The sequence below is a fragment of the Pseudactinotalea sp. HY158 genome, assembly GCF_009660225.1.
Taxonomy (GTDB): Bacteria; Actinomycetota; Actinomycetes; order Actinomycetales; family Beutenbergiaceae; genus HY158.
This window is the reverse complement of the sequence record NZ_CP045920.1, coordinates 3,221,054-3,235,932: the sequence shown is the minus strand read 5'-3', so window position 1 is coordinate 3,235,932 and position 14,879 is coordinate 3,221,054. Positions and strand designations below refer to the sequence as shown.

Sequence of the window (14,879 nt, the reverse complement as noted above, 5' to 3'; positions counted from 1 at the left end):
CTCAGACGAACCGTTCGAGCAGGCTCGACTCGGCCTGGCGGCTGAGACCCTCGCGCACGGCCCGGGCGCGCTGGGCGCCGATGCCGTCGACCGTTTCGAGGTCGTCGATCGAGGCGGCGAGCATCTTCTGCAGGGTGCCGAAGTGGGCGACCACCGCCGTGACCACGGAGGTGGGTAGCCGCGGGATCCCCATGAGCATGCGGTAACCGCGGGGGGCGATCGCGGAGTCGAGCGCCTCGCCCTGGCGGCCGCCGAGCCCGAGCACGCGGGCGATCTGGGTCAGGTCGATGAGCTGGGCCGAGTCGAGCGCGGCCAGGTCGGCGAGCACTCCGGACTCCGACCGCGCCGAGCGGGAGTCGACGTAGTCGCGCACCACGAGCTCCAGGCCCGGGCCGATCCCGGTGATCATCTCGTCGAACTGCAGCGCGAGCAGCCGCCCGTTCGTGCCGAGTTCCACCACGTAGTCGCCGATCTCCACCGAGATCCGCCGCACCATCTCGAGCCGTTGGGCCACCGCGGCGACGTCCCGGACCGTGACGAGATCCTCGATCTCGAGGGCCGACAGCGCCCCGGAGACCTCGTCGAGGCGGATCTTGTACCGCTCGAGGGTGGCGAGCGCCTGATTCGCCCGCCCAAGGATCGTGTCGGAGTCCTCGAGTACGTACCGCTGATGCCCCACGTACAGGGCCACGATCCGCATCGAGGCGGAGACCGAGATGACCGGCAGCCCGGTCTGCTTCGCCGCGCGCTCCGCGGTGCGGTGCCGGGTGCCGGACTCGCTCGTCTCGATGGCGGAGTCGGGCAGCAGCTGCACGGCCGCGCGCAGGATCCGGTTCCGGCCGGGGTCGAGCACGATCGCGCCGTCCATCTTCGCGAGCTCCCGCAGCCGCGTGGAGGAGAACCCGACGTCGAGGTGGAAGCCACCGGTCGACATCGCCTCGACCACGTCGTTGAAGCCGAGCACGACGAGGGCGCCGGTGCGGCCGCGCAGGATCCGCTCGAGGCCGTCGCGCAGCTCGGTCCCGGGCGCGACCGAGGCGAGCGTCTCCCGCAGCAGGGGCGCCAGCGCAGACTCCGACACTGCCAGTCCTCTTCTCCTCGGCCACCAGACCCGCCCACATCATACGTTCCGGCGACGCTGTTACCGTGCCGCCATGAGCACGATCCTCGACCGGGAGCAGTGGCCAGCCCGCGAACGGGCGCATGAGGCGCGCATCGACGACCTCACCCGCGGCCATCGGGAGCGCGCGGGGCGAGGCGAGCCGCATCCGGTCGAGGACTTCCTCTTCCACTACTACCGCAACCCGCTCGGGCACCTGCGCCGGTGGCATCCCGGCGCGCGGTTCGTGCTGGCCGGCGCCGAGGAGCGGGCCGGCCGCCGGTTCTATCGTATGGACGACGACGCTCACCTGGGCGTTGACGTCGCCTCCTTCGCCGCCGAGCGGGAGGGGGTGATCGCCCGGGCCCGGCTCGTCCTCGCCCGCACCGCCTCCCGGTCGGCCCAGCTCGCCTGCTTCGGCCTGCACGAATGGGCGATGGTCTACCGGGCGGGGGAGCGGCCGGAGGCGGTTCGGCACCCGTGGCCGCTGCGGCTCGGGGTCGGGGGCACCGAGGACGTGGTCGAGTCGCACACGATCCGGTGCACCCACTACGACGCCTACCGGTTCTTCACCGAGCCCGCCGCGCCGCGCAACACGGTCACGCCCACCCGGGAGCGGCAGCCGGCGCTCGAGCAGCCGGGCTGCCTGCACGCCGGCATGGATCTGTATCGGTGGGCGTTCAAGCTCGTGCCCGTGGTGCCGAGCGAGCTCGTGGCCGACTGCTTCGACCTCGCGCGCCGGATCCGCGTGCTCGACATGCGCGCCTCGCCCTACGACCTGCGCGACCTCGGCTACGAGCCCGTCGCGATCGAGACCCCTACCGGCAAGGCCGTATACGTCGCCGCCCAGCGCGAGTTCGCGGCCGAGGGGGCGGGGCTGCGTGCCCGGCTGCTCGCCGAACTCGACCACGCGGGGCTCTGAGCCGGTTCCCGCGATCTGGTTGCGATCGTTCCTCTCCGCCTCCTCGACCCCGCTCTCGTCAGAGGGCCTTCGGATGCTCACGGGTCCAAGTCCGCTCGACACCGCGGCTGGCCGGCCCGACATCTCTCCGATGTGTTTCACAAGTGGCCCGGTGGACCGGTGCCTCGCTGGCCCGGCTGTGTGCCTGTGCGGTTGGGGCCGGGGGAATGTCGGTGGTCGCTGAGACCATGATTGGTATGGAACTTCAGCAGCTGGTGGGCGAGGTGGGCGATGATGCCGGCCTGGTCGCTCGGCTGCGTCAGGGCCGCGATACCGTGGATCGGGTCAAGGTGGAGCAGCTCGCGTTGGCGGCGACGTGGGTGCAGTGGCATCCGTTCGTGATCGCCGATGACTATGACGGCGATGAGGACCTGGCCGGTGCGCCGCGGCTCGTGGCCGAACGCGCCCGTGCCCGCAACGCGATCTGGGAGCAGGAGGGCCACGTGGTCACCCCGGCCACAACCGGATCCGGCACCGGGGCCGTGGCCGGCGCGGGTGCCATGGGCTCTGATTCGATGGATGCCCCGGCGACCGCCACCACGTCGCCCTCCTCCAGCGAGTCCGCCACCGGCGGTGACGCCACCGCCGCGTGTGCCGATCCCGCGCCCTCGGCCAGTGGCACGCTTGCAGGTGCTTCCTCCTCTCCCGCGGCCGGCGAGCCGGCCACCTCCAGCTCCGCGGCCTCCGGCTTCACCACCTCTGAATCCGCCACGACCGGATCCGGCTCCGGGGCCGGGGTCTCGGGGTTCGTGGCCTCGGGTGGTGAGCACGGGGTCGATCCGGGCACGGGGGTGCGGGGGTTGTGGACGGTGGAGGAGTTCTCGATCTCGACGTTCGCGACCGCGGCCGGGATGGGTCTGGGCGCGGCCGAGCGGCTGCTGCTGGAGGCCGAGCAGTTGCGGGTGCGGCTACCGCGCCTGTTCGCCCGGACCATGGCCGGGCGGACGCGGGTGTGGCGGGCCCGTACCCTCGCCCGGGCGACCCTGTTCCTCTCGGAAGAGGCATGTGACTACGTCGATGCCCAGCTCGACCTCGTGCCCTTGAACTTCGGGCAGGCCCAGCTCGATGGCCTGATCAAGCGGGCCCTGATCGAGCACATGCCCGAGGAGTACGAAGACCTCGAGGAACGCTTCGCCGCGCCCCCGGCACGAGACGTCGTGTTCACGCACGCACGCAACGGGACCGGGGACACCAGCGTGCAGGCCGTCCTGCCCGTCGTGGAGGGCCGCATCCTCGAAGACGTCATCGACCACCTCGCCGCCACCCTCACCGCCCAGGGCTGGAAGCTGACCGCGGGCGAGCTGCGCTCCTACGCGATGGGCGACCTCGCCCGGCTCCGCTACGACGGCCAACACCCCCTCACCCCACCCGAGACCCCCACCAGCGAGCCGAACAGTGGGTCGAACGGTGGGTCGAACGGTGGGCCGCCCGGTGCCCAGCTGCCCGACAGACCGCCCGATGGGCCGAACGATGGGCCGGCAGGGCCGAGTTGGTGTGGGGATCCGAACTGCACCGGCAACCGCCACGACGACGCCCCGGCCGGCACATCGGCCGCATCGGGTGCTCTGAGCGCCACGCTCGAGGCCGGGCCGGCCGGTCCGGAAGGCCCGGTGACCACGGGCGTCCCGGTGACGATGGGCGTCCCGGTGACCACGGGCGCCCCGGTGACTACGGGTGGGGCGGGTGTGCCGCGTGGCAAGATCTTGATGTACCTGCACGTCCAGGCCCGTGACCTGTTCCCCTTCGGCATCCCGAACACCGGCCCACCACCACCGCCGACACCCGGCGCCGGTAGCGCTGGCGCGGATCACGGCGATGACGCCGCCGGCAGGCCCGCCACGCGCGCATCCGGGCCACCGACCGGGCCGCCCACTGGGCCGACTGGGCCGCCGACTGGGCCGCCGACTGGGCCGTCGACTGGGTCGTCGTTGGGGATCGATCCCGGCCGGTTGCGGCGGACGCCGGTGCGTATCGAGGCCCGCGGCATCCCGGCCGGCACGTTCATCAGCGCCGCTGAACTCGCCCCGATCTTCTACCGCCCATCCGCGCTCACCCCGCACGGACGCCCCTGCACCGGGGACTGCCTCACCCGGCCCACCGGCCCGCCCACAGGCCCGCCCGACGGCCCGCCCGCGGGCCCGATCCTCGACCGGCGCAGGCACCGATCTGGCAGCAGCCGAGCTGGCGGCATTGAGGGGACAGCCCTGCCCGGAACCGACGGGACCGACAGCACAGGTGTGTCCACTGCTCCCGGAACCACCGTAGTCGCCGCCGAGGCCGGCGAGACCGTACGGCCCGGAACCGACGGGACCAGCGGGACCGACAGCACAGGTGTGTCCACCGCTCCCGGATCCACCGTAGTCGCCGCCGGGGCCGGCGAGACCGTCCGGCCCGGGGCATCGGTCGACCGCCCCGGCTCCGGTGCTGCCGGTGCTACGGGTGCTGTCGGTGCTACGGGTGCTACGGGTGCGGCTGGTTGCGGGTTGGCGTGTTTCGCGCCGGAGATCATCGTGCGGCCGGTCCTGGACCTGGACGAGCCGCTCGCCACGGACTGCTACACCCCGTCTGAGCGGCTGCGTGAACAACTCGTCCTGGCCGAGGATCGATGCGCCTTCCCCTGGTGTACCCGCACCGCCCGCGCCTGCGACCTGGACCATATCCAGGCCTGGCACACCATCCGGCCCCGCACCGGCCCGAACGCCGGCGCCGAGGTCGCCACCGGCGGGGCGACCTGCCCGTGCAACCTCGCCCCGCTGTGCCGCGCGCATCACCGGCTCAAGACCCACGCCCGCGCCGACGCCGCGTCCCGCGGCCGACACGCGGCCTGGACCTACGTCAAATTCGATACCGGCACCTACCTGTGGACCGGCCCCCACGGCCTACGGCTCCTACGCACCCCGTGGGGCACCTACGACACCCAGAACACCGGCACCCACGAAGCAGACGAGCCGGGTCAGACGAGCAAGACGAGCGACCACCGTGACTCGAACGACCCAAACGGCGTGGGCGGCCCGACCCGCTCGAACGGTCCTACCGGCGTGGGCGGCTCGAACGGCTCGACCGGTCCGACCGGCGTGGGCGGCTCGAACGGTCCGACCGGCCCGACCGACGCGACCGGTGCGACCGGTGCGACCGGCGCGACCGGCGCGACAAGCGTGGGTGGCGTGGGCGGCGCGACCTGTGCGACCGGCCCAACCGGCCCAACCGGCCCAACCGGCCCAACCGGCCCAACCGGCTCGACCGGCGCGAGCGAACGGTCCGCGAACGGGTCGATGTCCCCGCAGCGGGAACGGGCGAACCGGGCCCACTGGTCCGAGGCCACCCTCGAGAACCGGGACATCCTCGAGGCTTGCAACCACGACATCATCAAGAGAGCCGACCAGGCCCGCGCCGCCAGACGCCGGGCAGAAGACGCCGCCGCCGACGACTGCCGACCCGACGAACCACCCTTCTGACGCGAGACGGTCGGGTGCCCGTGCGGGCGAGCGCCTTCCTCACGTCTGTCGCTGTGGATCCTCGGCGTTCCACCGAGGATGTCGGCCGCGCCGGATAGCCTGCGGCCATGAGTTCCAAGTCCACCAAGTCGGCCACCGCATCGGCGACCAGGCCCCAGTTCCAGTGCAGCGAATGCGGGTGGACGACGAGCAAATGGGTCGGGCGGTGCGGTGAATGTCAGGCCTGGGGCACGGTGGCCGAGACGGACGGACCCTCGAGCGCCCGTACGGCGAGTGTGGTCCCGACCCTCGCGGCGGCCGCGCTGCCGATCGGCGAGGTCGACGCGAACCTCGCCCGCTTCCGCAGCACCGGCGTGAGCGAGGTCGACCGGGTACTCGGCGGCGGGATCGTGCCCGGCGCCGTCATGTTGCTCGCGGGCGAGCCCGGGGTGGGCAAGTCGACGCTGCTGCTCGACGTCGCCGCCCGCTGCGCGGGCACGGGCCGCAGGGTCCTCTATGTCACGGCTGAGGAGTCCGCCGCGCAGGTACGCCTGCGGGCCGACCGGATCGACGCCGTACACGAGCGGCTCCTCCTCGCGGCCGAGACGGACCTGGGCAAGGTGCTCGGGCAGATCGAGGCCACCCAGCCCGAGTTGCTCGTCGTCGACTCGGTGCAGACCCTCGCCTCCGCCCAGGTCGACGGCAGCGCGGGCGGCGTCGCCCAGGTCCGGGAGGTGGCCGCCTCCCTCATCGGCGTCGCGAAGCGCACGAATATGCCCGTCATCCTCGTGGGCCACGTGACCAAGGACGGCTCGATCGCGGGGCCGCGCGTGCTCGAACACCTGGTCGACGTCGTCTGCCAGTTCGAGGGCGACAAGCACGCCCAGCTGCGGATGCTCCGGGCGGTGAAGAACCGCTACGGCGCCACCGACGAGGTGGGCTGCTTCGTCATGAACGAATCGGGCATCCACGGCCTGGCCGACCCGTCGGGACTGTTCATCTCGGGGCGGCGCTCGGGCGTCACCGGCAGCTGCGTCACCGTCACCCTCGACGGCCGCCGTCCCCTACCCATCGAGATCCAGGCGCTGCTCTCCCACAGCAGCACCCCGCAGCCGCGGCGCGCCACGCACGGGGTCGACGGTTCCCGGGTCGCCATGACCCTCGCGGTGCTCGCCACCCGATCGATGAAACCCGTCGCCGGTCTGGACGTCTACGTCTCCTGCGTCGGCGGCGCCCGCGCCCACGAACCCGGCGCCGACCTCGCGGTCGCGCTCGCCGTCGCCAGCTCGCAGGACAACGAACCGCTGCCCGAAGGGCTCGTCGCCCTCGGCGAGGTGAGCCTCACCGGTGAGCTCCGGCCGGTGCTCGGCACGGGCCGGCGGATCGCGGAGGCCCGCCGCCTCGGGTTCACCCGCGCGCTCGTACCGGTCGGAAGCGACCTGGGCGGCGCCCAACTCGCCGGGATCCGTGTCAAGGAGATCGCCCACCTGGACGACGCGCTCAAGTACACCGGGCTCTCCGCCGGCTACCGCGGGCCGCGGCGGGTCTAGGAGCCCTGGCCGAGCCGCTCGGACAGGCGCCCGATCAGGCCAGCCAGCGCTCGAACGGGGCGAAGGAATAGGGCCGGCCGAGGAAGTCGGCCACCAGGTCGGCCGCGTCCTTCGACCCGCCCGGGGCGAGCACCGTCTCCCGGTAGCGGCGGGCGGTGGCCGGATCGAACAGGTCCGCCCCGCCCGTACCGCCGTGCCCCGCGCCGCCCCGGCCGTTCTCGCCGTCCTCGCCCGCGAAGGCACTGAACAGGTCCTTCGCGATCACGAGCGACCACATGTAGGTGTAGTAGCCGGAGGAGTAGTCGTCGAGGTGCCCGAACGAGGCCGCCTGGTGCGTTCCCGGCAGGTACTCGAACAGCGAGTACTCGCCCTGCAGGCGGGCGGTGTGGGCCGTGAGGTCGGCGACCTGCTCCGTGTGGAGCGAATAGGACAGGGCCGCGTAGAACATCTGCGTGCGGGCGTCGAGGCCCTGGCCGAAGTCGTCCGCAGCCCGCATCCGCGCGACCAGCTCGGCCGGGATCGTCTCGCCCGCGGCGTTCCGAGCGAACGTTGCCAGCACGCGCGCGTCCCACGCCCACTCCTCGAGCAGCTGACTCGGCGCCTCGACGAAGTCCCACTCCGTGGCGACCCCGGAGAACTCGACCCATCGGCCGTGACCGGCGAACACGTGATGGAGCAGGTGACCGAATTCGTGGAACAGCGTGACCACGTCGTCGTGATCGAGGAGCCCGCGCCCGAAGTTGCAGCCGAGCACGCCCTCCGGCAGCTGCCGCCCCGCCACCCCGGACACGAGCTCGAACTGGGCCGCGTGACTGAACTTGCCCTCGCGCGGGTGCAGGTCGAGATAGATCCTCCCGAGCAGCCGCGGATCGCCGACGGCGCCCGCTCGCCCATCCGCACCCGCTGCCCCGTCCCGCTCGTACACGTCGTAACAGGTCACGTCCTCATGCCAGATCGGGGCGTCCGGCACCGGCCGATACTCCACCCCGAACAGCCGCCCGGTCACCTCGAGCAGCCCGGCGCGCACCCGCTCGAAGTCGAAGTAGGCGCGCACCTCCTGGGCGTCGACGCCGAAGCGTTCGCGGCGCACGAGCTCGGTGTAGAACGCGGCGTCGGCGATGCCCACGCCGGTGGCCGCCGGGTCGTCACGGCGCAGTCGTTCGAGCACGACGTCGCGGTCACGGCGCCCGGGTTCCAGGGCGGCCGCGGCGATCGCCCCGATGAAGTCCGCGATCGCGGGCCCCGAGCCGATCATCTTCACCTCGGCGTCGTAGTCGGCCCACGAGGCGTAGCCGAGCAAGTGCGCCTGCTCCCGGCGCAGCGCGAGGATACGCCCGAGCACCTCCTCGTTCACCGGCCACGCCCGGTTGAGGTAGGCGAGCCGCAGGTCGCGGCGGGCCTCGGCATCCTGGGCGAACATGAAGAACGGCACCGAGTCCGGATAGTCGGTCGTGACGCTCACGAGACCGTCGGCCTCCGCCGGGTGGTCGGCGATCCAGTCCGGCGGCAGCCCCGCCAACCGGTCGGGATGGACACGGATCGATCGGGTGTCCTCCCGGATGTTGCGGGCGAACTCCTGCCCGGCCGACACGAGATGCTCCGAGATCGCCGCGATCCGGGTCCGCTCCGGGCCGGCGAGCCCCACGCCGCCCCGGCGGAAGTCCCGGCGCACCCGCTCGAGCAGCCGGCGGGCAACCGGGTCCAGCCCGGAGCCTGTGCCCCCGCCGGCTCCGCTCTCGTCGTCGGTGCGACCGGCCCCGTCAGCCCTGCCGGCCCCGTTGGCACTGCCGGCCCCGTCGGCACTGCCGGACCCGTCGGCACTGTCGGCTCTGTCAGCCCTGTCAGCCCCGTCTGCGCCGTCGGCGAGGTGGTCGACGATCGCGTACAGCTCCGCGTCGAGCATGAGGGCCGTGGTGAACCGGTCGACCCGCTGCACCGCACCCTCACCCGCCGCGCGTACCTCGGCGAGCGGATGCAACTCGCTCAGGGTCGATGCGGGCGCCTCGGCGCCCGCGAGCAGGATCGACAGCTCGTTCCACTCCTCGAGCAGCTCCGCGGCCGTTTCGGGAGGCGAGGCCTCGAGCCGGGCGACGATCGCTGCGGCGCCGGTGAGGGCGTCGTCCGTACGCCGTTGCAGCCACGCGGCGGTCTCGGCGGGCGCGGGAAGATCCAAGGGGTGCGGGCTCACCCGGATCAGCCTATCCGTGCCTATAGTGGATCGCATGGCACGCTGGAGTCCCCTGGAATGGCCGGTCTTCCGGCAGGCGCGCTCCGGGGACGTACTCGGCCGCGGAGCCGCGGTCACCTCCGCCGCCACCCGCGGCACGCGGGCGCGCACGGCGACCGCCGACCGGGTCGTGCAGAGCGTGTGCCCCTACTGCGCGGTGGGGTGCGGGCAGCGGGTGTTCGTCAAGAACGAGAAGGTCATCCAGATCGAGGGCGACCCCGATTCGCCGATCTCGCGCGGGCGGCTGTGCCCCAAGGGCGCAGCGAGCGAGCAGCTCGTCAACTCGCCCGGACGGCAGACCGAGGTGCTCTACCGGGCGCCGGGCGCCGCGGAATGGACCCGGCTCGACCGGGACACCGCGCTCGACATGATCGCCGACCGGTTCCTCGCCTCCCGCAGGAACACGTGGCAGGAGCGCGACCCGCAGGGGCGGATCCTGCGCCGGACGATGGGGATCGCGGCCCTCGGCGGGGCGACGCTGGACAACGAGGAGAACTACCTCATCAAGAAGCTGTTCACCGCCGCGGGCGCGATCCAGATCGAGAACCAGGCGCGCATATGACACTCCGCCACGGTTCCCGGTCTGGGAACCTCGTTCGGTCGCGGCGGCGCCACGCAATATCTGCAGGACCTGGCTCATGCGGACTGCATCGTGATCCAGGGATCCAACATGGCCGAATGCCACCCCGTGGGCTTCCAGTGGGTGGCCGAGGCGCAGGCGCGGGGTGCGAGGGTCATCCACGTCGATCCCCGGTTCACTCGCACCTCGGCGCTCGCCGACAAGCACCTGCCGATCCGGGCGGGCAGCGACGTCGTGCTGCTCGGCGCGGTGATCAACCGGGTGCTCACCGACGAGTCGTATTTCCGTGAGTACGTGACCGCCTATACGAATGCCTCGACCATCCTGCGGGAGGACTTCCGCGACGCCGAGGACCTCGACGGACTCTTCTCCGGCTACGACGCCCGCACCGGCTCCTACGACAACGCCACGTGGGCCTACGCAACGGACCCGGAGACCGGCGCCGAGCTGCACGATCCGACGCTGACGGATCCGCGCTGCGTGTTCCAGGTGCTCAGGCGCCACTACTCCCGCTACACCCCGGAGGCGGTCGAGGCCTCGTGCGGCATCGGCCCGGCGGACTTCGACTACCTCGCGCGGGCCGTGATCGAGAACTCCGGGCGGGAACGCACGACCGCGTTCGTGTACGCGGTGGGCTGGACCCAGCACACGCTCGGGGCCCAGTTCATCCGCACCGCCGCGATCCTGCAGCTGCTGCTGGGGAACATGGGCCGGCCCGGCGGGGGCATCATGGCGCTGCGCGGGCACGCGAGCATCCAGGGATCCACCGACATCCCGACCCTGTTCGACATGCTCCCCGGCTACCTGCCGATGCCGCTCGCGGGCAGGCACGACACGTTCGCCGACTACACCGCCTCGTTCGCCGCGAAGGATCAGAAGGGGTTCTGGGCGAACGGCGACGCGTACGCCGTCAGCCTGCTCAAGGCGTGGTGGGGCGAGTCGGCCACGGCCGGCAACGACTGGGCCTACGACTACGTGCCCCGGCTCACCGGCCCGCACGGCACCTATCAGACCGTGGCCGCGATGCTCGCCGACGAGGTCGAGGGGTACTTCCTGCTCGGGCAGAACCCGGCCGTCGGCTCCTCGAACGGGCGGATGCAACGGATGGCGATGTCGCATCTGAAGTGGCTCGTCGTGCGCGACCTGAACATGATCGAGTCGGCGACGTTCTGGCGTGATTCCCCGGAGATCGAGACCGGCGAGCTGCGCACGGGCGACATCGACACCGAGGTGTTCTTCCTGCCCGCCGCGAGCCACGTGGAGAAGGCCGGATCGTTCACCCAGACCCAGCGGCTGCTGCAGTGGCGGCACAAGGCCGTGGCCCCGCCGGGGGAGTGCATGAGCGAGCTCGAGTTCTTCCACCAGCTCGGTAAGCGGCTGCGCGACCGGCTCGCCGGCTCGACCGACGAGCGCGATCGGCCCCTGCTCGAGCTCACCTGGGACTATCCCGCGGATGCCGACGGCGAGATCGACTCGGGCGCCGTGCTCGCGGAGATCAACGGCTGGCACGTGGACCCCGCCGCCGAGGCCGGTTCGAAGCGTCGCTACCTGTCGACGTTCAACGAGATGCGCGCCGACGGCTCGACCGTGGGCGGCTGCTGGATCTACACGGGCGTGTACGCGGGCGGCGTCAATCAGGCGGCCCGCCGCAAGCCCGGCGACCAGCAGCCCACGACCGCCCTCGAATGGGGCTGGGCGTGGCCCTCGAACCGACGCATCCTGTACAACCGGGCCTCGGCCGACCCGCAGGGGCGGCCCTGGAGCGAACGCAAGAAGTACGTGTGGTGGGACGAGGCGGCAGGTCGCTGGACCGGCGTCGACGTGCCCGACTTCATCCCGGATCGTGCCCCTGGTGCCACGGGTGATCCCGATGACCCGGCCGCGGGCGGGCCGGGCGCGATCGCCGGCGACGACGCGTTCATCATGAAGCCCGACGGCAAGGGCTGGCTGTTCGCCCCGACCGGGGTGGTCGACGGGCCGCTGCCCACCCATTACGAGCCGCAGGAGTCCCCGGTCGCGAACGCGCTGTACACCCAGCAGCGCAACCCGGGCCGGGTCACGTTCCCCCACAAGGACAACCTGAGCGCACCGAGCGCGGACGAGCCGGGCGCCGGCGTCTACCCGTTCGTGTTCACCACCTACCGGCTCACCGAGCACCACACCGCCGGCGGCATGAGCCGCACCCTGCCCTACCTCTCGGAGCTGCAGCCGGAGATGTTCTGCGAGGTCTCACCCGAGCTCGCGGCCCTGCGCGGGCTCACGAACGAGGGCTGGGCCACGATCGTCTCGGCGCGGGCGGCGATCGAGGCCCGCGTGCTCGTCACGCGCCGGCTGCGTCCGCTGCAGGTCGCCGGGCGCACCGTGCACCAGGTCGGGCTGCCCTATCACTGGGGCGTCGGCGGGGATGCGATCGTCTCCGGCGATGCGGCCAACGACCTGCTCGGCATCACCCTCGACCCGAACGTGCTCATCCAGGAGTCGAAGGCCGCGACCTGCGACATCGTTCCCGGCCGGCGCCCGCGCGGGGCGGCGCTGCTGCGGCTCGTGTCGGAGTATCAGAGCCGCGCCGGGGCCACGACCCACACGGGCAACGAGCCGCTCGGCGGGCCGGGCGAACCACCCACCGAACCACGAGAAGGGGGAGCGTGATGGGTCAGCTCTTCGGACACACCGATCCGGCGCCCGATGCGGGTTGGACGGACGCCGGGCCCCGCAAGGGATTCTTCACCGACACCTCGATCTGCATCGGCTGCAAGGCGTGCGAGGTCGCCTGCAAGGAGTGGAACCAGCTGCCGGCGGCGGGGGCGGGTGAGGGCGGAGGGCTGCTCGGCTCCTCCTACGACAACACCGGCGCGCTCGGGGCGGACACGTGGCGCCACGTCGCGTTCATCGAACAGGACTCCGGCCGCATCGCCGCCGCCCGCGAGTCCGGCCGCAGGCTCGTCGACCTCGGCATGCCCACCCTCTCGCCCGCGGCCGGCGGAAGTATGGACGGCGCCCGCTCGCCGCGGGTGGACGCGCTCGCCGCTGCGGGCGCGTCCGACGGGATCGGCGCGCCCGGTGGTGCGGGGGCGCATGCGGGCCTCGACGTGCTCGGCGGCACCGAGGGGTCCGCGCACCCCGATACCCCCGAGTTCCGCTGGCTCATGGCCTCGGACGTGTGCAAGCACTGCACCCACGCCGCGTGCCTCGACGTGTGCCCGACCGGGGCGCTGTTCCGCAGCGAGTTCGGCAGCGTCGTGGTGCAGGACGACGTGTGCAACGGCTGTGGCGCCTGCGTGGCCGCCTGCCCGTTCGGGGTGATCGAGCGGCGGGCCGACGGGGTGAGCGAGCCCGCGCGGCAGCGCCCGCAGGCCGAGGCCGTCGGCCATTCCCAGGGCGGCATCGCCCAGAAGTGCACGCTCTGCTACGACCGGCTCACAGAAGGCGAGCAGCCCGCCTGCGCCCAGACCTGCCCCACGGAGTCGATCCGCTTCGGCGAGCGGGACGAGCTGGTCGAGCGGGCACGGCGGCGGGTCGGGCAACTGCACTCCCAGGGCATGACCGAGGCCCGCCTCTACGGCGCGAACGAGAACGACGGCGTGGGCGGCACCGGCTCGGTGTTCCTCCTGCTCGACGAGCCCGAGGCCTACGGTCTCCCACCCGATCCGCGCGTGTGCACCGCCGACCTGCCCGGCATGTACGCCCGGGCCGGACTCGCCGCGGCCGGGATGCTCGCGGCCGCCGCGCTCGCGTTCGCCCGGCGCGGGGGCCGGGCATGACGGCCTCGGAGTTCGCCGGCTACCGGCCGCCGGACGAGCCGCGGCGTCGCCGGCGCAGGGACGGCGCCCGGCCGGGTTCGGGGCGCGGACGCGGCCCGCGTAGGCCGGGCGGGGCGGACGGCTCGCGGGAGATGCCGGTCGTGCCCGATGCGGAGTTCACCTCGTATTACGGGCGCCCGATCGTCAAGCCCGCCCCGTGGGGCGGCGACATCGCCGCCTACCTGTTCCTCGGCGGGCTCGCGGCCGGATCGGGCCTGCTCGCGGCCGGCGCCCAGCTCACCGGGCGGCCTGCGCTGCGCCGGGTCGGCCGGTTCGCCGCGATCGGCTCCGCCGGCCTCGGCACGGTCACCCTCATCCGCGACCTCGGCCGGCCCGAACGGTTCGCGAACATGCTCCGCACGATCAAGGTGACCTCGCCGATGAGCGTCGGCTCGTGGCTGCTCGCCGGCTTCGCCACCTCCGCGGGCGTGGCGGCCGCAGGCGAGGTGGACCGGATGAGCGCCGGCCGGCTCCCGCTCGGGCCGCTGCGCCCGCTGCTGCGCCAGGCCGACGGCGCCGCCGGGATCGTCGCCGGCGCACTCGCCCCCGGGCTGGCCGCCTACACCGGCGTGCTGCTCTCGGCCACCGCGACGCCGACCTGGAACGAGGCCAGGGACGAGCTGCCGTTCCTCTTCGCGGGTTCGGCGGCGCTCGCGGCGGGCGGGCTCGCGATGATCGCCACCCCGCGCGCCGAGGCCGGCCCGGCGCGGGGGCTCGCGCTCGCGGGCGTCGCCGCCGACCTGGCGGCGAGCGGGGTCATGGAACGCCGCGTCGACCCGGCCATCGCCGAGACCCTGCGCGGGGGCCGCGCCGGTGAGATGCTGCGCGCGAGCCAGGCCCTCGCCGTGACCGGTGGGATCGGTACCCTGCTCGCGGGCCGCAGCCGGACCGCGGCCGTCTGCTCCGGCGCGGCGCTCCTCGCGGCCTCCGTGCTCACCCGGTTCGGGATCTTCGAGGCGGGGATGTCATCCGCGCGGGACCCCCGCTACACGGTCGAGCCGCAGAAGCGCCGGCTCGAGCGGCGACGGGCAGCCGGAATCACCGACGATTCGATCACCACCGCCGAATGAGGAACAGCGACGTTCCCCACCCGGAATCTGTGCCGGTGCATGCCGCGGATGGAGCGGACAACGGCGAACTCGGGTGTCACGGACCGGTGGGTTCTGCTCCGGGGCGGCATTCGGTGCGCAGTTGCGCGTAGTCCGGGTCGCCAGACGGGCGGGATGCT

At 72.8% G+C, this 14,879-nt stretch carries 8 protein-coding genes; 6 read left to right on the top strand and 2 right to left on the bottom strand.

What is annotated here, in order from left to right; translation table 11 throughout:
• Position 1: 1 nt before the first annotated feature.
• The gene (disA, locus tag GCE65_RS14255; RefSeq protein WP_228759972.1) at positions 2-1,081 is read right to left on the bottom strand and encodes a DNA integrity scanning diadenylate cyclase DisA; all 1,080 of its coding nucleotides are present in this window, start codon (positions 1,079-1,081) and stop codon (positions 2-4) included.
• Positions 1,082-1,154: 73 nt separating this feature from the next.
• Here disA and GCE65_RS14250 point away from each other — a divergent pair, with 73 nt between their 5' ends.
• The 3 genes from GCE65_RS14250 to radA all read left to right on the top strand — a co-directional run bounded on the left by GCE65_RS14250 (position 1,155) and on the right by radA (position 7,044).
• Positions 1,155-2,021, top strand: a complete 867-nt coding sequence (locus GCE65_RS14250) for a 3-methyladenine DNA glycosylase (protein WP_153878833.1) — start codon at positions 1,155-1,157, stop codon at positions 2,019-2,021.
• Positions 2,022-2,257: 236 nt separating this feature from the next.
• Positions 2,258-5,515 (top strand): HNH endonuclease signature motif containing protein, encoded by a 3,258-nt coding sequence (locus GCE65_RS16900; protein WP_305071542.1) that lies wholly within the window; start codon positions 2,258-2,260, stop codon positions 5,513-5,515.
• Between the two features lie 107 nt (positions 5,516-5,622).
• Complete coding sequence (gene radA / locus GCE65_RS14240) at positions 5,623-7,044, top strand: DNA repair protein RadA (RefSeq protein ID WP_152909667.1); 1,422 nt, start codon at positions 5,623-5,625, stop codon at positions 7,042-7,044.
• Between the two features lie 34 nt (positions 7,045-7,078).
• Here the strand turns inward: radA and GCE65_RS16895 are convergent, their stop codons facing one another.
• Positions 7,079-9,232: a M3 family metallopeptidase gene (locus GCE65_RS16895; RefSeq protein ID WP_228759971.1), complete on the bottom strand. Its 2,154-nt coding sequence runs from the start codon at positions 9,230-9,232 to the stop codon at positions 7,079-7,081.
• Positions 9,233-9,266: 34 nt separating this feature from the next.
• On the opposite strand from GCE65_RS16895, the gene fdnG reads away from it, so the two are divergent.
• Genes fdnG through nrfD form a run of 3 tightly spaced genes read left to right on the top strand, consistent with a single transcriptional unit; the run spans position 9,267 to position 14,721 of the window.
• On the top strand, positions 9,267-12,500 hold the full coding sequence (gene fdnG / locus GCE65_RS14230; RefSeq protein ID WP_153878832.1) for a formate dehydrogenase-N subunit alpha: 3,234 nt from the start codon (positions 9,267-9,269) through the stop codon (positions 12,498-12,500).
• Complete coding sequence (locus GCE65_RS14225; protein ID WP_153878831.1) at positions 12,500-13,612, top strand: 4Fe-4S dicluster domain-containing protein; 1,113 nt, start codon at positions 12,500-12,502, stop codon at positions 13,610-13,612. Before fdnG ends, GCE65_RS14225 begins: the two co-directional genes overlap by 1 nt.
• Positions 13,609-14,721 carry an NrfD/PsrC family molybdoenzyme membrane anchor subunit gene (gene nrfD, locus GCE65_RS14220; protein WP_153878830.1) on the top strand — a complete coding sequence of 371 codons (1,113 nt, stop codon included), beginning with the start codon at positions 13,609-13,611 and terminating at the stop codon, positions 14,719-14,721. Before GCE65_RS14225 ends, nrfD begins: the two co-directional genes overlap by 4 nt.
• Positions 14,722-14,879 lie beyond the last annotated feature (158 nt).